We start from the raw sequence: 22,206 nt of genomic DNA on the forward strand, positions 1-22,206 counted from the left end.
TTTATCTTCTTTTAGCTTTATAAGTTAAGATGCTCAATCGATCATCTTCGAATATCTCATGGGCGGTATTTTGTAAATCCTTAGCTGAAATTTGCTTTATTTGTTCAAAAAGCTCATCTAAAGATTCGATTTTATCTTTATCTAATAAACTCCTGCCCAACATCAACATATAGCTCATATTATTTTCTTCTGCCATTGCCAATTGTCCCATAAGTTGTTGTTTGGCAACATGCAATTGCAAACTGCCTAGAGGCTGATCTTTCAATTTTTTGAGTTCCTTTTTTACCAGTTTTATGCTTTTCGGAAGCTGACCAGGGTCTGTCCCGAAAAATATGCTGAAAAGAGCAGTATCAGTGAATGGATGATAGCCAGCATCAATAGCATACACAAATCCGTATTTTTCGCGTAGGGCCATATTTAAGCGACTATTCATTCCAGGCCCACCTAAAATATTGACCAACATAAAAAATGCAAGTCTTTTGGGATGATGAATAGGGTAGGCGGTGGTACCAATCGCACATTGAGATTGAGAAATTTCTTTATCGAAATTCAAGGTGTTAGGTTGATAAACTTCAAAAGGAATTCTTTCTCTTTTCCTTTTATGATGTGCAATGGGCTCTAAGTATTTCTTAACATAGCGTTCCAATTTTCTCTCAGGAATATCACCTACGATCGAAAAAACCGTTCGCTCTGTATCTAAATTTTCTTCTAAAAATTCTAAGAAATGATTTCGAGTAAAGCTTTTGAGGCTTTCTTCAGTTCCTAAAATATTGTTTCCAAGTGGGTGTCCTGAAAAAATGACTTCATCGAATTGATCTTGAATATCATCTTCAGGTGAATCTTTGTACATCGCCATTTCTTCTAAAATGACCTGCCGTTCTTTTTCAATTTGTCTTTCAGGGAAAATGGATTGGAAGGTGATATCCACCAATAAATCCATGGCTTTATCGAGATATTGCTCCAAAACAGATGCATGGAAAAATATTTTCTCTTTGGTAGTGTAGGCATTCAACTCACCTCCGACAGAGTCCAATCTGTTGAGAATGTGAAAGGTCTTACGTTTTTTGGTGCCTTTAAAAGCCATATGTTCCCAAAAATGGGCAATACCCACCTGATGTGGTTTTTCATCACGGCTTCCAATGTCCAAAGCGAATCCGCAATGGACTATTTTAGAGTTACTTACTGGTTGGTGGATCACCCGGATCCCGTTTTCTAATGTCTTTACTTTATATTGATTCATTCATTCCCCCGCTTCAATGCAAAACTACAAATTATCTTTCTTTTTAAAGAAGTAATGAGTACCACAAAAGAAATTTATTTAGTTTTGAGTTGTGACAAAATGAAGATTTAATTTTTTAATATGCATATAGCTTTCGAAGCCAAGCGTGCTTTCAATAATTTTACGGGATTAGGCAATTATAGTCGGTTTGTAATTTCTGCCTTGAAAGAACAGTATCCCAAGGAGCAGTATTCACTTTTCACACCTCAAGTGTCTACACGTGATGAAGCCGCCCATTTTTTGAAGGAAAATAAAGAAATTACTGTCTTACCTTCAGGCTTATGGAAAGCAGGCGCTCTCAAAAGTGCTTGGCGCTCTAAAAGAATCGGCAAATTGGCAGAGAAGGAAGATGTGGATGTATTTCATGGACTTAGCAATGAATTGCCCTCGGGCTTAAAAAATAGGACGAAGAAAATTGTCACTATTCACGATTTAATATTTTTGAGATATCCTGATTTTTATCCTTTCATAGATAGGAGGATTTATAAAAAGAAATTTAAGTCTGCATGTAAAAAGGCAGATGAAATTATTGCGATCAGCGAACAAACTAAAAAAGATATCATAGAATTTTTTGACATTGATTCGTCTAAGATCCATGTGGTTTATCAGGGTGTTCACCCCATCTATAAGCAGGAATTGAAAACCAGAAGGTTGTTGTACCTATTGGATCAATACAGCTTACATCAGCCTTATTTTTTGTATGTAGGTTCAATCGAAGACAGGAAAAATGCTAAGGATTTGGTACAAGCTTTTAAATTGGTTTTGGATCAAGTAAATCATGATTTACTGCTGTTGATTGTAGGAAAGAGAACGGATTATCAAAAAGAAGTGGAAAAGGAAATTAATGATTTGAGGCTTGATCAAAATGTTCGGATTTACAATAATATCCCATTCACTGAATTGCCTTATCTCTATAAAGGAGCGGTAGCTTCTGTGTATCCATCGAGTTTTGAAGGTTTTGGAATCCCTGTGTTAGAATCCCTTTCTGTCGGTACTTCTGTGGTGACGGGCAATCAATCCGCTATGAAAGAAGCAGGAGGGAAGCATGCACTTTATGCGAATCCAAAAAATCATGAAGAATTAGCTTCGCAAATGGTGAAACTAGCAGATGATAATGCGTTTAATGAGCAGTTGCTTGTTGGCGTAGAGGGACACTTAGTGCAGTTTTCGGCCGAAAAAATAGCTGGAGATTTGATGGGCATTTATAAAGCCCCCTAAGCCCCAATTGGGGAAAGACACGGAACTCACGTCATGAGTAGGTTGGTAACTGCAGTTCGGTCTGAAAGTAGGTGGTACTAATTAGATAAGAAATGTGAATAAAGCTGAGATAAACATTTTTATTAGGGAAATGAAATATAATAGACGGAAAAATTAACGACTGCTGTTAAAATACTATCATCTGAACTAGAGATAATTTGCAACCTAAGACCTATCACCGAAAACATTAACCCACTAGTAATTCCGTTTTCACTTATACCGCAAACTAATATCCGTCAACCAATTCATGCTGCTAATAAAATGATCGTATCCTTCTTCTTTGCTAGTTTGATTGATTTGCAACAGGTGGTCGGGTTGGCATAACAGCATTAAAAGCTTATAATCTTCATCTGATAATTTTTCATGAAATTGGTTAACCAAATTAGCAGCTTGTTTCAATAATGCTTTTTGCAATGGATTATTCGTGTAATCAGGTATTTTATGCTCCCATGAAGGAGAACTTAATGGCAAACTTACTGCATAAACAGAGTGCTCATCAGAACTGTCTAGCATGAACAACTCTTGAATTTGCTTATTATTTGACACGCCTTTGTCTATAAAATCAGAGTTGTAGGCACTTCCATAACCATTCACCAGGCTAATTTGAAAATTGTCTGGACCGTCACCATTAGAAAGTAATATATTGAAGGGCTGTGCGGTATTCGATTTATACACTTGACCAGAATGCTTCCCCGCCAAATGCCAGGGGTTTGCGGTGGCAATAATTCCTTGATAACCTAGCGCATTTACTATTTCAGCGACTTGATCATCGTACAAGCAAGCTGTATTAATGAAAATCCCAGGCTTCTTTTCAAAATATTCATTTAATCCATCCAGATATAATTCGACCTCTTTTTTGAATAAAAGTGGAGAACATAAGTAACTGAATGAATGATAGGCACATGAACCTACCAATTGTATTTTTCCAGTATCAACTTGTTTTTTGATCTCCAACATCAAATTTGTGTCATGCTGTTTGAGAAATTTCAAAAATGGTAAACTGAAAAACACTAATGGCATTTTTCTTTCATCCGCCATTTTTAATACAGTTTTCAATTTTGAATGAACCAAATCAGCGAAATCATTGACAAAATCTTGCTGACTTTTAAGTTCATTTATGGCTGAATGATTTTTTCCAATATCTAAAAATGATAATCTTTTTACCTCCAGCGGGTGATTGAAATGTATGATTTGGTAATTATCCATTTTTTATACTTGCTTTAGTGCTGATAAAATTTCAGATGAAACATCTTTCCAGTTTCTTTTCTTAACAGACGCTGCGTTTTCTTTGGCGACTTTTAAAGATTGCTTTTTGTCAGCCAGTAGTGCTCGAACAGCTGTTGCATATGCAGCTGCATCTTTTGTAGTCACTGTGTTTACATTACTTAAAACTTCAGCCACGCCACAATTTTTTGATAAAACTAGTGGCACTTCCAAACTCACAGCCTCCAAAGCAGATAGACCAAAGGGCTCTGATAATGACGGCATCACCATCGCTTGAGAAGCTTTCATGACAGCAAAAACATCCTCCTGCGGTAAAAAACCTGTGAAATGAATTTTATCCATTAGTCCTTTTTCAGTAGCAGACGAAATCATTTCTTCCATCAATTCACCTTGCCCAACGACAACAAATCGAAGTTTATTCTCCTTTTGTATTAGTGCTTCTGCAATATCTATAAAGGTCGTAGCACCCTTTTGTAAACTTAATCTTCCACAAAAAAGAACAATATCCTCTTTGAATGGGGCCTTATAAGCAGATGGTTTTAATTCATTAATTCCATGATGGATTACCTTGATCTTGGAAGCTGAAATACCGTATTCTTTTACCATTATGTTTTTATGGTACTTGCTCACGGCTATTACTAAATCAGCTTTCTGCATGCCTTCCCTTTCCAAGTCAAATAACCATGAATTGCTTTTTTTTCCACTACGATCGTAATCCAAGGCATGAATATGCAAAACAAAAGGTTTTTTACTCAACTCTTTTAATTGCTTGGATGCAGGAATGGCGGTCCAATCATGCGCATAAATAATATCAAAATCTAGATTCCTGCTTTTGGAAATGATTTTTTGGCTGAAATCCTCTAATGCTTCTTGTACAGAAATTTCAATATTATCATTGTATTGCTCTTCAATTTCAACACTTCCAGCGTAAAAATAGGGATTGAGTTCACTTTTAACAGACAGGTGAACTAAATCGGCATTCAATTGCTGTTGGTTAGTGAGCTTTTGTCTATTGACTGTTTCAATTCTACTTTGCTCAGTTTCTTGCTCCGCTAATTCATCTGCACTCTCGACCGAGAATAATTTCAGATGCACCTTTTCAGCTAAATGCTGAGCAATATGATAGCATGCGATTCCCAGTCCGCTGTTCTGTGGGCTTGGTTTTCCTGGTCCGATCATCAAAACTTCCATGGGCAATTTTTTATAAGGTTACTATTTTATGATTTCAATTGTAGTAAATTCTTTACTAACGATAAATGTTGAATTAGCGATGGTACTAATTGTATGACCATCTACTATTACTTTTTCAATATTTTCAAATCCATGTAGAATCACTTCAAATCCTTTATTTCCACTTTCAAATTCTTTGTCCAGATTATGATGAATGATTACACCATTATCAACGGGCTTTTGAATAAAAGTGTGCAAAGTACTGATACCCATTTCAAAATCTTTGGTCAGTCCATCATCTTCATATAATTCGCTTTCTGTTTCTTCTAAAGCTTTATAAACGTGAAGTTTGATGTTTTCGGGAATGAATTCATCCACATACTGCATTTTATCCTGCATAGGGAGAATTGCTCCCGCTTTTACAAACATTGGAATTTGATCCAAAGGAGTTTGGACAGTAATTTCCCTTTTTCCCGATAATATCTCATCAGTCCAGAAATTATACCATTTGCCCTCAGGCAAATACATCATTCTTTCAGTTACTTTAGGAGCGGAAACCGGGCAAATCAGTAAATACTGGCCTAACAGAAATTCTTCTTCTCTGTCCAAAGTCTCAGTATCGTTTTGATATACTAAAGATATCGACCGCAACATAGGTTTAGCATTTTCTGCATATTGCCAATAGGTCGTATAGAGGTATGGCATGATTTCATACCTCATTTCGATAAATCTTCTTACAATGTTCAAATATTTTTCTTCAAACTGCCAAGGCTCTTTGTCGCCATGGTCTCCTGATGAATGCGTTCGGAAAAATGGATGGAAAGTAGCCATTTGAATCCAACGAGTATACAGTTCTCCATCAGGGGCTCCGATGAATCCCCCTACGTCAGAGCCAGAGAAAGAAACACCCGAAGCACTTAATCTTTGGCACTGAATATTGGCAATTTTCAAATGCTCCCATGAGGCCATATTATCTCCTGTCCAAACAGAGCTGAATCTTTGAATTCCTGCATATGCTGAGCGGGTGATGGTAAAGCTTCTGTTATTTCCTGAAAATTGCTCTAAGCCTTCGTAGGTTGCTCTGGCCATTTGCATTCCGTAAACATTATGTCCTTTTCGATGGCTACACGGATGACCGTCATAATCATGTCTTACATCACGTGGAAATGTGCCTTCTTCAAATACTGCAGGCTCGTTCATATCATTCCAAACGCCAGCCACTCCATCTTGTACTAGTCCTCCGAATAATCCTGACCACCATTTCCTTGCTGCAGGATTTGTGAAGTCAGGGAAATGGCAAGGACCAGGCCAAACACTGCCTTTAAATCTGGCACCATCCATTCTTTGGCAGAAATAATTATGGTGAACACCTTGTTGAAAAACTGTATAGAGCGGATCAATTTTAATTCCGGGGTCAACAATTACGATGGTCTTAAATCCATCTTCCTTCAAATCGGCAATCATCTGCTTTGGATTTGGGAACCTTTCATTATTCCAGGTAAAGATTCTATAGCCATCCATGTAATCAATATCTAAATGGATCACATCGCATGGAATTTTCTTGTCGCGGAAGTTATTAGCCAATTCACGAACTGTTTGCTCAGGATAATAGCTCCATTTACTCTGATGGTAACCTAATGCCCATTTTGGTGGGAGAGGGGATCTTCCTGTCAGCTCGGTGTAATCTTGCACTACATTTTCTAACTTAGGACCATAGATGAAGTAATATCGCATTTCCCCTCCTTGTGCCCAAAAACTTAAGGCCTCTTTTCTCTCATGCCCAAAATCAAAGAATGTCCGAAAAGAATTGTCTAAGAAGATACCATAGCCTTCTCCATCATTCAAACCCATAAAGAACGGAATGTTTTTATAAACAGGGTCTGTTTCATTGCCATATCCATAGCAATCGGTGCCCCATAATTCTCTACGAGTTCCATTTAAATTTAGACTGCCTGTTTTATCGCCTAAGCCGTAATATTTATTATTTTTCGAAGATTTTAAGGTAGAAATAACCACATGTCCACCAAATCTTTTTTCATCTTTCCAATGATAGCCTTTTTCATCTTCAACTAACATTTTTCCATCCTTATCAAGGATTTTGATTGTTGCATCTGATTTTTTAATGATGCACTTGAGCAAATCAGTACTGACAATTAATGCATCTTGAGATGTCTCGAAATGATAATTCGTATTTTCAAATTCGAATTCTGGATCAATTGCGTAAGAAAAGTCATTTTCAAAATATCCATCATTGGCGTAACGGAATTTTAGGATTTTCTCACTAATAATACTGAGTTCCAAGGAAGAGTGTTGGGCATAAATTTTTATTTTGCCTTTTTTCTGTTTCCAGCTGATGATTCCACCAGGATAAAATTCCTCTTCCTTGTGCTCTTTAAATTTTTCTATATAATTGCCTTCAAAATCCTTCGCAGACTCCTCAGCTTTATCTTTATTTTCTTCCATATTAAAGTATTACTATTTAGCGATTTATCGCCAATTCCAATACAAATTAACTACTTATTGTAGTTAATACACTAAGTATTTGCTTATTTTTTTTAAATTAAGGTTCTAAGACTAAAAGCTATTTTAATTTAACAAAACTGGATTGATTTTCACTCCATTTGGTCTTATTTACAGATTATTCTTATAAATTAAGTATTCTATTCCAGATATTGAGAAACGAACAAGTATGAAGGAAACTAATTCGATTGATAATGAAGCACATATTTTAACCGAAGTGGCTTGGGAGGTCTGCAATCAAGTAGGCGGAATTTACACGGTTATACGATCCAAGGTACCTACTATGGTGAAAAACTGGGGAAAAAACTATGTTCTTCTAGGTCCTTATGCGCCCAAAGAAGCAGCCACCGATTTTGAAGAGGCACAGTTTGGTCACGATGTAATTGATGAAACTTTAAGAATATGTAGAGAGAAAGGTTTAAATATAAAGAGTGGATATTGGTTAGTATCGGGTAGACCTCAAACCTTACTGTTTGACCATAAGTCTTCCTTTCACGAATTAGGTGATATTAAATACTATTATTGGCAAAATCATGGAATAGATTTTAAAAATCATGATCCACTGATGGATGAGGTATTGGCTTTTGGATACATGGTGCATATTTTTCTTTCTGAGTTGACTCGAGTGGCCATTGATAAAAAATTGAAGCCAATAGCCCATTTCCATGAATGGATGGCTGGTTCTGCAATTCCAAACTTGCGTAGAGATCAAGTTCCTCTGCAAACAATATTTACAACTCATGCCACACTTTTAGGTAGATATTTGGCTATGAACGACCCCCAATTTTATGATCACCTTCCATTTATGGATTGGCATAAAGAAGCAGTTCATTTTAATGTAGAGGCAAATGTTAAATTAGAGCGAGCTTGTGTTCATGGTGCACATGTTTTTACAACCGTCAGTGAAGTGACAGGAAAAGAATGTTTTCATTTGCTGGGTAGGAGCCCAGATAAAATATTACCTAATGGCTTAAATATAGAAAGGTTCTCAGTATTACATGAAGTACAGAATTTGCATCATAAATATAAGCTTCTACTTGAGCAGTTTATTATGGGGCATTTTTTTAAAAGTTATTCATTTAACTTAAGTAAAACACTTTACTTTTTTACCTCTGGGAGATTTGAATATTCCAATAAAGGTTACGATTTAACCCTAGAAGCATTGGCTCGCTTAAACCATAGATTGAAGGAAGCTAACTCCCCATTAACTGTGGTCATGTTTTTTATTACACGTCAACCTGTTCAGTCCATCAATCCTGATGTTTTGAATGCAAGGGCGATGTTGGATAAAATTAATACCAATTCAAATGCAATAGTAGAACAGATTAAGAATCGATTATATCGTCAGGCCGCCTCAAGTAAAGGAGATCATAAGCTCCCTAATCTAAATGATATGGTCGATGACTATTGGAAATTGCGGCACAGAAGAACCATACAGGCATGGAAGTCAGGTGGTTTGCCGCCCGTGGTAACGCATAATTTAGTGAACGATGATAAAGACGATATTTTAAATTTCTTGAGAACCGCCAACCTTGTCAACCACGAATCCGATAAAGTTAAAGTAGTGTATCATCCTGATTTTATATCGTCCACGAATCCGTTATTTGGAATGGAGTATGATGATTTTGTAAGGGCTTGCCATCTTGGAGTTTTTCCAAGCTATTATGAACCTTGGGGATATACGCCTTTAGAATCTTTGGCAAGAGGTGTAGCTTCAGTGACTTCAGATTTGTCAGGATTCGGAGACTACATGAAGAATGTGAGTATCGGAGATAGAAAGCATGGAATGTTCATAGTAAAAAGAGCCAATAAAAGCTTTGATGAGGCAGCTGAGGAATTGACGAATGTGATGTGGGATTTTACCCAAATCACTAGTAGAGAAAGAATTGATATGCGGAATATGTCAGAAGATTTATCAGAAGTTTTTGATTGGAAGAATTTGTATAGCGCTTATGAAAGTAGCTACAAAATGGCTTTAGAGACATATTTTTAAACCTAACAACCTAAAATTATGGATAGTAAATTACAAGAAGATATTCAAAAAGCAGGAAAGTCAATTGATCTGGTAGAGGAACAGTTAAATAGATTTAAAAAAGGATTTCCTTACTTGCCCATTGACAGACCCGCAACTATTGGAGATGGATTGATTCAATTATCTGAAAAAAGTATAGATGAATTTATTTCCTTTTATGAGAAGCAGTCAAATGATTATAACTTGATAAAATTTGTACCTGCAAGTGGAGCTGCTAGTCGGATGTTTAAGAATTTGTATGCTTTTCTGGAGGAAGACGAATCTAAAGCAGAGCATGATCAATTTTTGAAAAAATTCTTTGACAATATTCATAATTTCGCGTTTTCTCAAGCATTAGATAAGGAAATGCAAGAGAATGGAAGTGGGATCGATCAAGCTCTAAAGAATGGAGAGTATCATAAGATCGTACAAACTCTGCTTTTCGAAGATGGATTAAATTACGGGAATTTGCCCAAAGGACTCTTGGAATTTCATGATTATAAATCAGGAATTAAAACACCGGTAGCCGAGCATTTTACAGAAGGTGAAAATTATGCAAGAGGGACTGAAGGAAAAGTTAGATTGCATTTTACTTGTTCACCTGAGCATCAAAAACTATTCGAAGAGCATGCGGACCATATAAGGAAGGGTTTCAGTGAATTTGATATTACCTTTTCTCAACAAAAGCCTGAAACTGATACCATTGCAGTCAACCCTGATAATACTCCTTTCTACAATGAAGATGGAAGTATTCTATTTCGGCCTGCTGGTCATGGCGCTTTAATTGAAAACTTGAATGATTTAGATAGCGATATAGTTTTTATCAAAAATATCGATAATGTAGTACCTGATCATTTAAAATTGAATACTATTCACTATAAGAAAGCTTTAGCCGGATTGTTAATGAGTGTCCAAAGTAGATTGTTTGGTTATCAAAATCAATTGGAAAGAAATATCAGTGAGTTGGAATTATTAGAAATTGAGAATTTTGCCAGAAAGGATCTGTTTTTAGTATTTAAGAACGATTATGCTCAATTAGATTTTTCAGAGAAAGTAGGTTATCTGCAGTATTTATTGCACCGACCAATAAGGGTATGTGGCATGGTGAAAAATACTGGAGAGCCAGGAGGTGGTCCTTTCTGGGTAAAAGAAGAGGATGGCTCATTAAACTTGCAAATAGCAGAAACATCCCAAATTGATCCTGATGATAAAAGGGCGCAGGAAGCATTGCAAAATTCCACTCATTTCAATCCAGTTGATTTGGTTTGTGGAATTAAGGATTTACATGGTCGAAAGTTTGATTTAATAAAATATAGAAATCCAGAAACAGGATTTATTACCGCTAAATCCAAAGATGGTAAGGAGTTAAAAGCATTGGAGCTTCCAGGCTTGTGGAATGGTGCAATGTCTGATTGGATTACGCTTTTTGTAGAAGTGCCATTATCAACCTTTAATCCTGTAAAAACAGTTAATGATTTACTAAGGGAAGAACATCAAGCAGGGTGATTTGTAAAACCAAACCTTAATAAAAACGGAAAGCCTTTTAGTTAATTTTGAAGGGCTTTTTCATTTTCTGAAATTCCCTGCGAAGCCAACCAAGCTGTAGTCCAAGCGGCTTGAAAGTTAAAACCCCCAGTGACGCCATCAATATCCAAAACTTCACCTGCAAAAAACAAGCCTGGGCAGTTTCTGCTTTCCATAGTTTGCATATTAACATCGCCTAATTTTACTCCTCCTGCTGTTACAAACTCTTCCTTGAAAGTAGTCTTTCCTGACGCCTCGTATAAATCCGCTACTAAGTGGTTGACAAGCTTATTGAATTTTTTACCTGAAAAATTATTCCAGCGTAAGCCTTCATCAATATCACATTTAGTGAGAAGATATTCCCACAGCCTTTTTGGCAATTGATAAGGATTGCTGTTGAATAACATCTTTTTAGGATTTTCTGATTGAAATTCAATGAGTCTCATTCTAGCTTCTTCCTCATTGGAAGTCGCCAGCCAGTTAACAAGCACTGAATAGTTATAATTCTTATCATACAGAATCCTAGCTCCCCAAGCGGAAAGTTTCAGCACTGCTGGCCCACTCATGCCCCAATGAGTAATCAATAAGGGCCGTGATGAGATAGTTTTGTTCCGGCAATTTTTACTTCAACATCAGAAACTGAAACTCCTGATAAAGTCGTGATATGAGAATTTGGCAGGTTAAAAGTAAATAAAGAGGGGATAGGCTCGGAAATACTATGCCTCAAATCAGCCAACCACTGAAAGGATTCTAGTTTATTATGTCCGCCAGTAGCCACTAATACTTTATCGCACTCAAGATTTTCAGAGCCTTTTAAAATCAGTGAAAAGCCGTTCTCCGTTTTTTCAATTGATTCTACTGATACTTTCGTTCTGATTTGTACTTTGTGTTTTCTGCATTCATTCAAAAGGCAATCAATTATGGTTTGTGAATCATCTGTAATGGGAAACATTCTCCCATCGGCTTCCGCTTTCAGCTGAACACCTCTGTTTTCAAACCACGCTATAGTTTCTTTAGAACCGAACTGCTCAAATGCTTTTCTAAGTTTTTTATGGCCTCTCGGATAGTGTTTGATAAGCTCTTGGGGTTCCTGACAAACATTTGTCACATTGCACCGCCCACCACCAGAGATTTTAACTTTGGATAGTAGCTTGCTTGATTTTTCCAATACCATCACCTTCGCATCAGGATTCTTAATTGCTATATTAATAGCTCCAAAAATGCCTGCTGCACCAGCTCCTATAATGATGAATTTAGTCAATTTTTACCCTTTCTCAACCGCTTATATTCATTAATTAAGCCATTAGTGGAAGCATCATGTCCAATAACAGGATTGTCATGCTCTAATTCAGGCAAAATTAAACCCGCCAATTGCTTTCCTAGCTCCACTCCCCATTGGTCAAAACTAAAAATATTCCAGATGATGCCTTGCACAAATATTTTATGTTCATAAAGTGCAATCAAACTACCCAAGCTTTTAGGGGTTATTTTCTTCATCAATATGGAGTTGGTGGGATTATCACCTTTAAATATTTTAAAAGGCAATAATTTCTCGATTTCTTCTGACTGTAAGCCTTTTTGTTCTAATTCCCGTCTAGCTTCTTTTTCTGTCTTTCCATTCATTAAAGCCTCAGTTTGTGCAAAGAAATTAGCTAACAATTTCTGATGATGGTCCCCGATAGGATTATGGGAAACTGCTGGAGCAATGAAATCACATGGAATCATTTTTGTCCCTTGATGAATTAATTGGTAAAAGGCATGTTGTCCATTCGTACCTGGTTCACCCCAGACGATTGGTCCTGTTTGATAAGTTGCAGGCTTACCATTTCTATCAACTGATTTCCCATTGCTTTCCATATTCCCTTGCTGAAAGTATGCAGCAAATCGGTGCAAATATTGGTCATAGGGTAAAATAGCTTCCGTTTCGGCTTTGTAAAAATTATTGTACCATATGCCAATCAAAGCTAAGACTACAGGCGCATTATCAGATAATGGAGCTTCCTTGAAATGAACATCCATTTCATGTGCTCCTTTTAATAGCGCTTCAAAATTTTCATACCCTATGTTTAAGGCAATCGATAATCCGATTGCAGACCAAAGCGAATATCTACCACCAACCCAATCCCAAAATTCGAACATATTGGCTGGGTCTATCCCAAAATTTTCAACGCCTGCTTTATTAGTACTTAGCGCTACGAAATGTTTTTTGATTGTATCTTCACTGCCTCCATTCTCCAAAAACCATCTTCTAGCTGTATGGGCATTGGTCATGGTTTCTTGGGTAGTAAATGTTTTGGAGGCTATTAAAAACAATGTTGTTTCAGGATCAATTTTTTGCAAAACTTCTGCTATATGAGTAGCATCAACATTGGATACAAAATGACTCTCGATTCCTTTTACTTTATAAGGTTTTAAAGCCTCGGTAACCATAACAGGCCCTAAGTCAGAGCCGCCAATTCCGATATTGACAATATGCTTAATCTCTTTGCCAGAATAGCCTTTCCATCCTCCTGAATGCACCTTTTGGCTGAAGGTCTCCATTTGCTTTCTCACCTTTTTCACTAAAGGCATTACATCCTGGCCTGATTCCATAACAGGATTGTTGGAAAAATCTCTCAAGGCAGTATGCAGTACCGCACGATCTTCCGTTTGGTTGATTTTATTACCCGTAAACATAGATTCAATGGCTTCAGGAATTTCCATCTCCACTGCTAACTCCAATAATAAACTGAGCGTTTTTTCTGTGATTTTATTTTTAGAGAAATCTATAAAAAGGGATTCAGTATTGAGGGTGAATTTTTCGAATCTCCCTTTATCGTCTTCAAATAGTTTTTTGAGATGGATACCTTTGGTGTTTTGATAATGCTCCTCCAGCTTTTTCCAACTTTTGGTCTCGATCGGTGAAATATATGCCATTGTTATTTAAAGTCTATGCTTAAAAATCGATGCAAAGTTAAAGCCTATCCTGTAAAAAGATAGTTTTAGTAAGTTTTTTGTTGAAATTTAAGATTCTGGGATTGCACATCCGATCATCGCCCTTCCATTAGTTATTATTGTAAAATTTTCCTCTGAAAAATATTTTATATAATTTAAGCCGACTTTCAACTTAAACTCCAACCTAAGATGGCAATACTTTTTATCGATATAGAAACTGTCCCACAAACCGAATATTACAACGACTTAACCGAAAAAGAGAAGATGCTTTGGCAACATAAAGCATCTTTTCTCACAAAAAATGAAGAAACAGCAGAAGAAATTTACACTAGAGCAGGAATTTATGCCGAATTCGGGAAAATTGTGGTCGCTTCATTAGGTTGGATGTTTGGAGATGAGAAAAATAGAAAGCTTCGGCTGACTACAATAGCTAATAAAAATGAAGTCAAACTCTTGGAAGAGTTAGTGGAGATTTTACAAAAGGTTGACGGTACAAATGCAGTTATCTGCGGACATAATATCAAAGAGTTTGATATTCCCTATATTTGCAGACGAATATTGGTCAATGGCTTAAAACTTCCTTCGATATTGGACGTTTCAGCTATGAAGCCATGGCAAACACCATATACGGACACTTTGGAAATGTGGAAGTTCGGTGATAGAAAACATTATACCAAATTAGATTTATTGGCCCACATATTTGATTTACCCACTAGTAAGGACGATATTGACGGAAGCCAAGTATATGAAGTATATTATAAAGAAGGTGATTTAAAAAGAATTGCCGAATATTGTGAAAAAGATGTAGTGCTCACTTGCCAATTGTACCTCAAATTGAAAGGTCAACCCATCTTGCAAGAAGAGCAAATCATTAAAGTTAAGGATGAATGATTTATTGATTTCTTCATATTCACTTAATCATATCCTTTACAAAACATTTTAATTTTAAACATGAGTAAAAAACGAAATAAAAAAGGCCCAAAAAAGGCCAAAAGAATAATTAAAAGCATACCAGAACTTAAACAAGAAGTTCTTCAAATTCTAGATTTTAATCTGCACAAGTCCTTTACAGTTAGAAATATTGCAAAAGCAATGGGTAGCAACACTGCCGAAGCGAAGCGACTAATTGATAAAGTACTGGTTGAATTATTGAATGAGGGCAAAATTGAAAAAGCTTCCAGAGCTACCTATGTCTCATCTAGAGAACCTGAATTTATCATCGGAAAAGTTGACCACGTCAATCCAAGATTAGCCTATATCATTTCCGAAGACAGGGAAACGGATATCATTGTCAAAACCGATAAGCTGAAAGGCGCTTTTCATAAAGATACCGTAAAAGTAGTTATCACCAAGAAAAATAAAGACGGCAGGGAAGAAGGAAAGGTAATTGAGATCGTTGAACGAGCTAAAACCCAATTTGTAGGGCGAATCGATAAATCTGTTCGCTACGCATTTATGATTCCTGACAGCCGATATATCCATACTGATTTCTTTATCAATAATGATAAATTAGGAGGAGCTCAGCATCAAGATAAGGTAATTGCTGAAATCAAGAGTTGGGGAGATACAGACCGAAAACCAGAAGCTAAGGTTATTAAAGTCTTAGGACCAGCTGGGGAGAATGAAGCGGAAATCCATTCCATCATGGCGGAATTTGAATTGCCTATGGAATTTCCCGAAGCTGTGGTTAGAGAGTCTGAAAAGATCAGTGACCAATTACCTGAAAAGGAAATTTCTAAGCGAAGGGATATGCGTGGCACCACAACTTTCACGATCGATCCTGAGGATGCCAAAGATTTTGATGATGCTATTTCTTTCAAAAAAATAGATAACGGTCATTATGAGATCGGAATTCATATCGCAGATGTAACCTATTATGTGCAGCCAGGCACTCTTCTAGAAGAAGAAGCGTATTTTAGAGCAACTTCTGTTTATTTAGTGGACAGGACCATTCCGATGTTGCCTGAAAGATTGTCAAATGGCTTATGCTCACTCAGGCCCAATGAAGATAAATTCACTTTCTCAGCTGTTTTTGAATTAGATGATAAAGGAACAATTCATAATGAATGGTTTGGTAGAACTGTAACACATTCGGATAGAAGGTTTGCTTATGAGGAAGCTCAGGCTGTTTTGGAAGCTGGAATTGGAGATCATGCCGAAGAACTTACCACGCTTAATGCAATCGCTAAGAATTTGAAAGCAACTCGCTTTAAGCATGGAGCTATTGCTTTTGAATCGGTGGAAGTGAAGTTTAAGTTGGATGAAAACGGTAAACCTCTTGGAGTTATTCCAAAGGTGAGAAAAGATGCCCACAAATTAGTGGAGGAATATATGTTGTTGGCCAATCGAAAAGTAGCCGAATTCATTGCAACCAAAAAGAAAGGTGACCAAAAACTGACTTTCGTATATCGTCAACATGATTATCCTGATCCAGAGAAATTGAGTACCTTCTCTATTTTTGCTAAAAGATTTGGTCATGAATTAGAAATTGAGGAAAAAGCTGTGGCAAAATCTTTGAATTCCTTAATGAATGAAATCCAAGGAAAGCCTGAACAGAATGTTTTGGAGAGCCTGGCAATTCGGTCCATGGCGAAGGCGAAATATACTACTAAGAGCTCCTTTCACTTTGGACTGGCTTTCCAGTATTACACCCATTTCACATCTCCAATTAGAAGATATCCGGACGTAATGGTGCACAGGTTGCTACAACATTACTTAGATCAAGGAAAGTCGGTTAATGCAGAAGAATTCGAATCCAAATGTCTTCATTCCTCTGAAATGGAGAAAAGAGCTTCAGATGCAGAAAGAGCTTCCATTAAATACAAACAAGTTGAGTTTATGGCATCAGTAGAAGATAAAGCATTCGATGGCTTGGTTACAGGTGTGACAGAATGGGGGATTTTTGTAGAAATCATAGAAACCAAATGCGAAGGCATGGTTCGATTAGTCGATATGACTGATGACTACTATGAATTTGATGAAAAGAATTATAGAATCATTGGTCAAAACAATAAGCGTATGATCACCTTAGGGGATCCTGTTACAGTCAGAGTGAAAGCTACTGATATTGATAAAAGGACTATTGATTTGGAATTTTGCGAGAAAGAAGAAGTTGATGGATGATTTCTGAACTAGAATTAATTCATGTTTTTGGAAAAGAAATATTTGAAGAATTCAGATGTTTCTTTTTTTGTTTTAAATCAATTTCATTTCACTAATTTTGAATTTGTAATTACTGAATAATGAAAAAGAAAGTTTTGTTTATAGATAGAGATGGTACTATCATTCAAGAGCCACCATCTGATTTCCAAGTTGATTCTTTAGAAAAATTGGAGTTTTTGCCCTACGCCATTAGTGCCTTGCAATTTATTGCACAAAATTCAGATTATGAATTGGTCATTGTCACAAATCAGGATGGGCTAGGCACTGATTCTTACCCGGAAGATACTTTTTGGCCTGCTCATAATAAGATGTTGAAACAACTTGAGATTGAGGGGGTAACTTTTGTTGAACAGCATATTGATAGAAGTTTTGAAAAAGAGGGAAAAGATACTCGTAAGCCTGGGATAGGTATGCTGAATAAATATTTAACTGATGAATATGATTTAGCTAACAGTTATGTGATTGGCGACAGAAAAACGGATGTTCAGCTAGCTGAAAATCTAGGAGCGAAATCGATTTTCATAGGGGAAGAATTGCCAGAAGCTACTATTTCATCGAAAGATTGGAGAGAAATAGCACGATATTTAGTTTTGCCAGCAAGGACAGCTTCTATAACTCGCAAAACGAATGAGACTGATATTAAAATTGAGTTGAATTTAGATGGAAGTGGAAAAGTATCGAATGCTACTGGTCTAAAGTTTTTTGATCATATGCTAGACCAGCTCGGGAAACATGGGGGCTTGGATTTGTCCATTCAGGTAGATGGCGACCTGGAGGTGGATGAACATCACACCATTGAAGATACGGCTTTGGCACTTGGGGAAGCATTTAAACTAGCAATTGGGAATAAGAAAGGAATCTATCGTTATGGCTTTCTTTTGCCTATGGACGATGCATTAGCACAAGTAGCTATTGATTTTGGTGGAAGACCCTGGATTAACTGGAAAGCTGAGTTTAAGAGAGAAATGGTAGGAGATATGCCAACGGAAATGTTCTTTCATTTCTTCAAATCGTTTTCGGATGCAGCGCAATGTAATTTGGATATTCAGGTTAGCGGTGATAATGAACATCATAAGATTGAAGCAATTTTCAAAGGATGGGCTCGCGCGATAAAAATGGCAGTGAGCAGAGATGAAAGTAGATTAAATGATCTGCCTAGCACTAAAGGGGCTTTGTGATCAAGTAGAAAATTTATGATTTGGAAGATGGTTTTGAATATTGTGCTGCTGAAAGAGCGGGTTGTAAAGTGATACTAACGGAAAATAAAGAAGACTTCTACTTTAGTGACATAGAAGTCTTAAATTTCAGTGAGTTTATTGCTCAGAAGGTTTAGTAAACCCCACTACCCAACATGACCAATGTACATGCATATTCTGTTTCGATTCCCTTGTCCTTAGCTAAATTTACCAATTCAGGGTTTTCAGTTCCGGGATTGAATATGATTCGTTTTGGATTGAGACTGAGTAAATAGTTGTAGTACTCTGGCTGATGTCTGGCTCCCAAGTAGAGGGTGACAGTATCTACATTATCAACTTTGGGGGATTTCCGAATATCTAAAATTTCTTCGCCAAAAACTTCTCCTTTCTTAATACCCACAGGAACGATTTCATGTCCTGCATTAGTCAATCTATCCGCTGCGAAATAGGCATATCTTGATGGATTGGTAGTGGCTCCTATAATGACAGTTTTCTTACTCATTTCTTATTTTGATAAATTTCAACGACTTTTTCCGCACATCTTTCTCCATCCATGGCGGCAGAAACAATTCCACCTGCATATCCAGCACCTTCTCCACATGGAAAAAGTCTTTTAGTTTCGGTATGTTCTAACGTCTCTTTGTCTCTAGGGATTCGAACGGGAGAGGACGTTCGGCTTTCAACTCCAACAACAACAGCATCATTTGTAAAATAACCTTTCATTTTTTCACCATATGCTTTAAAGGCAGTCTTCAGTCTTTCAGTTATAAAGGGAGGAAGGACTTCATCCATACGAGCTGAAAATAGACCGGGCTGGTAGGAAGTGTCTGGTAAATCACGACTAATCTTCCCCTGAGTAAAATCTACTAATCTTTGAGCGGGGGCAGTTTGGTTATTTCCTCCTATTTTACAAGCATTTTGTTCAATAGATTTTTGTAATTCTAAGCCTTTCAATGAACCAAACTTTTCAAAATCTACCATATCTTCTAATTCAATAGCGGCTACAATCCCAGAATTGGCGAATCTTGAATCCCTCCTTGATGGACTCATTCCATTAACTACTATTTCTCCACTTTCTGTTGCTGCAGGAACTATAAAACCACCTGGACACATGCAAAATGAGAATACACCTCTTTGCTTATTTTCAAAGTAAGTTTGATGTACTAGAGAGTAGGAAGAAGCAGGTAAATATGGTCCTCGCTCTTCACATTTATATTGAATTTTATCAATAATTTGTTGAGGATGCTCAACTCTAACCCCCAAGGCAAAGGGCTTGGCTTCAATGAGAATTTTATTTTCGTGCAATAAGTAAAATATATCTCTGGCGGAATGGCCAGTTGCCAAAATGAAAGCATCTGCTTTGAATTCGTGTCCACTTGCGGTGCTTACAGATTTAAGCTCATGTTTTTCCACCTTAAATCCTGTGACCTTGGTGTCAAAATGGACTTCTCCTCCATGTGCCAATATGGTTTCTCTGATGTTTTGGATGATTTTCGGAAGTTTGTTAGTTCCAATATGAGGGTGAGCATCGATCATGATATCTTCTTTAGCACCATGAGCCACTAAAATTTCCAAAATTCTATAGATATCTCCTCTTTTTTTGGAACGGGTGTAGAGCTTTCCGTCAGAATAGGTGCCAGCACCGCCTTCACCAAAGCAATAATTACTTTCGGAATTTACAATATGCTTTTTATTGATGTCAGCCAAATCTCTCCTTCGAGATCTAACGTCTTTCCCTCGTTCTAAAATAATGGGTTTCCATCCGAGTTCAATTAGTCGTAATGCTGAAAATAAACCAGCTGGTCCTGCTCCAATAATAATGGCTGATTGTCGCGCATTATGAACCTCGGGCAAGTCCTCAATTTTATAGTTTATTCTAGCTGGAAAAGGCTCATTTTGACTTATGTCAACTTTAATCCGTACTTTTACTTCCTTTGAACGAGCATCAATCGACCGCTTGGAAATTCTAAAATCTTGGGTTGATTTTAATCCTAACTTTTTTTGAATTACCGCTAAAACCTCTTCCTCGTTGAAAGCCTCTTCTGGCTTTAGAACTACTTCTTTTTCTATCATTTTATTTCTTGTATGCTGGCTACGGATTTAAGGTCTTTACATTCTTAAGTTTAAAAACATAACCAAAGGAAAGGCCAACTATTGGCTGCAACTTAAAACTTGAACTTTTTATATCTTCAAAGATCCCTACTTTTTCACCTTCGTTTATAACTTCTCCGAAGAAATAGTAATTGAAGTTGATGCCAAGGTTAATATCAAATGTAAACCCATTATCATTAAGGTTTTGTAAAATCCTACTTCCCACCAGTAGACCATAACGGATACCTTGTGAATTCATTTCAGCAGAAAGCACATCGGTACCTGAATCATCTTCGTAATATTTGAATCTATCTACATTAGTGTACGAGATGGAATGGCCGAAGTAGGGCATTCCGAATTTAGTGTCTTTATGGTAAAACCTTTGCCTAAAACTAAATCCGAACCCTTGAAAAAAGTTATCACCCGCCCGTAAATTTAGAGAGTTTGCAAAAAAAGGATTTCTAAAAGTATGATAAAGTAATTCGTATCCTATCCTTTGCTGGATATTGTACTCCAAAGCAACTTGCAAGTCACCAAAAAGCATATTAAATGGATTGGCCTGAAGAATTAATGTAGGAAAATCATTGTTTCTTGATTTGAAATAAGAGGTGCTTTTTGATTTATATCTATAATCTGGCTTATTGTACTGTGGGTTTTCATCTGATAATTCATTTGGACTTTTAGCGGTTCTTAATAGCGGTTCATAATCTTCATAAATAGGCTTATAATAGCCTGCTAATTTGCCATTGTCGTCATACAATTCCCATGTCCCAATTTTTACTCCATCTTCAATTAAGCCTTTCATTTTGATATCACCATTGAGATAATATCCAATAAATTCTCCTTTACCATTTTCAAACTCCGCTTTTCCTTCTTTTTCGCCAGATTCGTAAAAATACTCCCATTTCCCTTCGCTTTTCCCATCAACCACTGAGCCCTTTAATTTTAGTTTTCCGCTTTCATAAAATTCTTTGTATTCACCACTGCCCGCATCGTAAATCCCTTCTCCTTTTAATCTACCATCCTCAAAGTAAAGTTTCCAGTATCCTTCTTTTTTACCCTCTCTCTCAGCTCCTTCAGCGCTTACTTGGCCATTAGAATGGTAATACACCCATTTTCCATGACTCAAATTATCAACATAACTCCCTTCTCCTGATAGTTTTCCATCCTCATAGAAATATACCCATCTTCCTTCCTTAGCACCTTCCTTATAGTTTCCCTTAGACTTTAAATTACCGGTTTTGTAATAATTTTTCCACAGGCTATCACTTTGTTCATCTTTAATGAATCCCTCTGATTTTAGGTTCCCACTTGGATAAAACTCTTTGTAAATTCCATTTCCGTTTTTATAAATTGCCTTAGCCTTTAAATTGCCATTTTCAGAGTAATTTGTCCAAAGTCCATTTTTTTGGTCGTCCTTGTACTCTCCTTCACTTTTAATGATCCCTGTCTCATAATAATATTTCCAGAGGCTCTGGCGCTGTCCATCATAAATTCTTCCCTCCATTCTCAGTTCCCCGTTTTCAAAGTAATAAGACCACAGCCCATGATTGGAATTATTTTTAAGCTGGCCTTGCATTTTCAGCTTTCCATTTTCATAGTAATATTTCCATTGGCCGTAGGTCTCGTCATTAATATACTGACCCTTACTTTTTAATTCTCCAGAGATATAATAGGATTCATAGGTTCCATATAGAATGCTGGGATCCAAATCTTTAACAAAATAGCGTTCTTTTAAATGCTCTCTTTCGTCATCGTAATAGACTTTAACCTCCTTGCTTTGCGCTGAAAGTAGGTATGGAACTAATGTCAATATGATGCTGAAAACTATCTTCATA

General features: G+C 36.8%; 16 protein-coding genes. 6 read left to right on the forward strand and 10 right to left on the reverse strand.

Annotation, left to right across the window (positions count from 1 at the left end; all coding sequences use genetic code 11):
• Position 1: 1 nt before the first annotated feature.
• Positions 2 to 1,240: a M16 family metallopeptidase gene (locus Q3Y49_RS11405; protein WP_303268296.1), complete on the reverse strand. Its 1,239-nt coding sequence runs from the start codon at positions 1,238 to 1,240 to the stop codon at positions 2 to 4.
• A 120-nt stretch (positions 1,241 to 1,360) separates the two neighbouring features.
• Here Q3Y49_RS11405 and Q3Y49_RS11410 point away from each other — a divergent pair, with 120 nt between their 5' ends.
• Positions 1,361 to 2,497 carry a glycosyltransferase family 4 protein gene (locus Q3Y49_RS11410; protein WP_303268297.1) on the forward strand — a complete coding sequence of 379 codons (1,137 nt, stop codon included), beginning with the start codon at positions 1,361 to 1,363 and terminating at the stop codon, positions 2,495 to 2,497.
• Positions 2,498 to 2,746: 249 nt separating this feature from the next.
• Here the strand turns inward: Q3Y49_RS11410 and Q3Y49_RS11415 are convergent, their stop codons facing one another.
• Genes Q3Y49_RS11415 through Q3Y49_RS11425 form a run of 3 tightly spaced genes read right to left on the reverse strand, consistent with a single transcriptional unit; the run spans position 2,747 to position 7,393 of the window.
• Positions 2,747 to 3,742, reverse strand: a complete 996-nt coding sequence (locus Q3Y49_RS11415) for a polysaccharide deacetylase family protein (RefSeq protein WP_303268298.1) — start codon at positions 3,740 to 3,742, stop codon at positions 2,747 to 2,749.
• Between the two features lie 3 nt (positions 3,743 to 3,745).
• A complete protein-coding gene (locus Q3Y49_RS11420; RefSeq protein ID WP_303268299.1) occupies positions 3,746 to 4,951 on the reverse strand; it encodes a glycosyltransferase family 4 protein in 1,206 nt (401 codons plus the stop codon).
• A gap of 21 nt (positions 4,952 to 4,972) precedes the next feature.
• Entirely contained in the window at positions 4,973 to 7,393 is a 2,421-nt protein-coding gene (locus tag Q3Y49_RS11425; protein ID WP_303268300.1) for a glycoside hydrolase family 31 protein, read from the reverse strand.
• Positions 7,394 to 7,619: 226 nt separating this feature from the next.
• Here Q3Y49_RS11425 and Q3Y49_RS11430 point away from each other — a divergent pair, with 226 nt between their 5' ends.
• Both Q3Y49_RS11430 and Q3Y49_RS11435 read left to right on the forward strand, forming a co-directional pair.
• Positions 7,620 to 9,443, forward strand: coding sequence for a glycosyltransferase (locus Q3Y49_RS11430; protein WP_303268301.1), 1,824 nt, complete (start codon positions 7,620 to 7,622; stop codon positions 9,441 to 9,443).
• Between the two features lie 18 nt (positions 9,444 to 9,461).
• Positions 9,462 to 10,967, forward strand: a complete 1,506-nt coding sequence (locus Q3Y49_RS11435) for a DUF4301 family protein (protein WP_303268302.1) — start codon at positions 9,462 to 9,464, stop codon at positions 10,965 to 10,967.
• Positions 10,968 to 11,008: 41 nt separating this feature from the next.
• Here the strand turns inward: Q3Y49_RS11435 and Q3Y49_RS18815 are convergent, their stop codons facing one another.
• Genes Q3Y49_RS18815 through pgi form a run of 3 tightly spaced genes read right to left on the reverse strand, consistent with a single transcriptional unit; the run spans position 11,009 to position 13,901 of the window.
• Positions 11,009 to 11,551: an NAD(P)/FAD-dependent oxidoreductase gene (locus tag Q3Y49_RS18815; protein WP_437439972.1), complete on the reverse strand. Its 543-nt coding sequence runs from the start codon at positions 11,549 to 11,551 to the stop codon at positions 11,009 to 11,011.
• Between the two features lie 14 nt (positions 11,552 to 11,565).
• Positions 11,566 to 12,246, reverse strand: a complete 681-nt coding sequence (locus Q3Y49_RS18820; RefSeq protein ID WP_437439973.1) for an aminoacetone oxidase family FAD-binding enzyme — start codon at positions 12,244 to 12,246, stop codon at positions 11,566 to 11,568.
• Positions 12,243 to 13,901 carry a glucose-6-phosphate isomerase gene (pgi, locus tag Q3Y49_RS11445; protein WP_303268303.1) on the reverse strand — a complete coding sequence of 553 codons (1,659 nt, stop codon included), beginning with the start codon at positions 13,899 to 13,901 and terminating at the stop codon, positions 12,243 to 12,245. The genes Q3Y49_RS18820 and pgi overlap by 4 nt, the downstream gene beginning before the upstream one ends.
• Before the next feature lie 207 nt (positions 13,902 to 14,108).
• On the opposite strand from pgi, the gene Q3Y49_RS11450 reads away from it, so the two are divergent.
• The 3 genes from Q3Y49_RS11450 to hisB all read left to right on the forward strand — a co-directional run bounded on the left by Q3Y49_RS11450 (position 14,109) and on the right by hisB (position 18,259).
• Positions 14,109 to 14,810, forward strand: a complete 702-nt coding sequence (locus Q3Y49_RS11450) for a 3'-5' exonuclease (protein WP_303268304.1) — start codon at positions 14,109 to 14,111, stop codon at positions 14,808 to 14,810.
• Positions 14,811 to 14,870: 60 nt separating this feature from the next.
• Positions 14,871 to 17,042: a ribonuclease R gene (gene rnr / locus Q3Y49_RS11455; protein WP_303268305.1), complete on the forward strand. Its 2,172-nt coding sequence runs from the start codon at positions 14,871 to 14,873 to the stop codon at positions 17,040 to 17,042.
• A gap of 119 nt (positions 17,043 to 17,161) precedes the next feature.
• The gene (gene hisB, locus Q3Y49_RS11460) at positions 17,162 to 18,259 is read left to right on the forward strand and encodes a bifunctional histidinol-phosphatase/imidazoleglycerol-phosphate dehydratase HisB (protein WP_303268306.1); all 1,098 of its coding nucleotides are present in this window, start codon (positions 17,162 to 17,164) and stop codon (positions 18,257 to 18,259) included.
• Positions 18,260 to 18,410: 151 nt separating this feature from the next.
• Here the strand turns inward: hisB and Q3Y49_RS11465 are convergent, their stop codons facing one another.
• The 3 genes from Q3Y49_RS11465 to Q3Y49_RS11475 are packed head-to-tail and all read right to left on the reverse strand — an operon-like array spanning position 18,411 to position 22,205.
• The gene (locus Q3Y49_RS11465) at positions 18,411 to 18,779 is read right to left on the reverse strand and encodes a CoA-binding protein (RefSeq protein ID WP_303268308.1); all 369 of its coding nucleotides are present in this window, start codon (positions 18,777 to 18,779) and stop codon (positions 18,411 to 18,413) included.
• Positions 18,776 to 20,350 carry an NAD(P)/FAD-dependent oxidoreductase gene (locus Q3Y49_RS11470; protein WP_303268309.1) on the reverse strand — a complete coding sequence of 525 codons (1,575 nt, stop codon included), beginning with the start codon at positions 20,348 to 20,350 and terminating at the stop codon, positions 18,776 to 18,778. Before Q3Y49_RS11470 ends, Q3Y49_RS11465 begins: the two co-directional genes overlap by 4 nt.
• 19 nt (positions 20,351 to 20,369) lie before the next feature.
• The gene (locus Q3Y49_RS11475) at positions 20,370 to 22,205 is read right to left on the reverse strand and encodes a toxin-antitoxin system YwqK family antitoxin (protein ID WP_303268310.1); all 1,836 of its coding nucleotides are present in this window, start codon (positions 22,203 to 22,205) and stop codon (positions 20,370 to 20,372) included.
• Position 22,206: the final 1 nt, after the last annotated feature.

Origin of the sequence: Marivirga harenae, from assembly GCF_030534335.1 — a bacterium.
In the GTDB taxonomy this organism is placed as follows: Bacteria; Bacteroidota; Bacteroidia; order Cytophagales; family Cyclobacteriaceae; genus Marivirga; species Marivirga harenae.

What these genes read in the sequence shown, in the direction of transcription:
- Q3Y49_RS11405 (WP_303268296.1), bottom strand. Translation starts at nt 1,240, where the DNA reads ATGAATCAATATAAAGTAAAGACATTAGAAAACGGGATCCGGGTGATC.
- Q3Y49_RS11410 (WP_303268297.1), top strand. Translation starts at nt 1,361, where the DNA reads ATGCATATAGCTTTCGAAGCCAAGCGTGCTTTCAATAATTTTACGGGA.
- Q3Y49_RS11415 (WP_303268298.1), bottom strand. Translation starts at nt 3,742, where the DNA reads ATGGATAATTACCAAATCATACATTTCAATCACCCGCTGGAGGTAAAA.
- Q3Y49_RS11420 (WP_303268299.1), bottom strand. Translation starts at nt 4,951, where the DNA reads ATGGAAGTTTTGATGATCGGACCAGGAAAACCAAGCCCACAGAACAGC.
- Q3Y49_RS11425 (WP_303268300.1), bottom strand. Translation starts at nt 7,393, where the DNA reads ATGGAAGAAAATAAAGATAAAGCTGAGGAGTCTGCGAAGGATTTTGAA.
- Q3Y49_RS11430 (WP_303268301.1), top strand. Translation starts at nt 7,620, where the DNA reads ATGAAGGAAACTAATTCGATTGATAATGAAGCACATATTTTAACCGAA.
- Q3Y49_RS11435 (WP_303268302.1), top strand. Translation starts at nt 9,462, where the DNA reads ATGGATAGTAAATTACAAGAAGATATTCAAAAAGCAGGAAAGTCAATT.
- Q3Y49_RS18815 (WP_437439972.1), bottom strand. Translation starts at nt 11,551, where the DNA reads ATGAGTGGGCCAGCAGTGCTGAAACTTTCCGCTTGGGGAGCTAGGATT.
- pgi (WP_303268303.1), bottom strand. Translation starts at nt 13,901, where the DNA reads ATGGCATATATTTCACCGATCGAGACCAAAAGTTGGAAAAAGCTGGAG.
- Q3Y49_RS11450 (WP_303268304.1), top strand. Translation starts at nt 14,109, where the DNA reads ATGGCAATACTTTTTATCGATATAGAAACTGTCCCACAAACCGAATAT.
- rnr (WP_303268305.1), top strand. Translation starts at nt 14,871, where the DNA reads ATGAGTAAAAAACGAAATAAAAAAGGCCCAAAAAAGGCCAAAAGAATA.
- hisB (WP_303268306.1), top strand. Translation starts at nt 17,162, where the DNA reads ATGAAAAAGAAAGTTTTGTTTATAGATAGAGATGGTACTATCATTCAA.
- Q3Y49_RS11465 (WP_303268308.1), bottom strand. Translation starts at nt 18,779, where the DNA reads ATGAGTAAGAAAACTGTCATTATAGGAGCCACTACCAATCCATCAAGA.
- Q3Y49_RS11470 (WP_303268309.1), bottom strand. Translation starts at nt 20,350, where the DNA reads ATGATAGAAAAAGAAGTAGTTCTAAAGCCAGAAGAGGCTTTCAACGAG.
- Q3Y49_RS11475 (WP_303268310.1), bottom strand. Translation starts at nt 22,205, where the DNA reads ATGAAGATAGTTTTCAGCATCATATTGACATTAGTTCCATACCTACTT.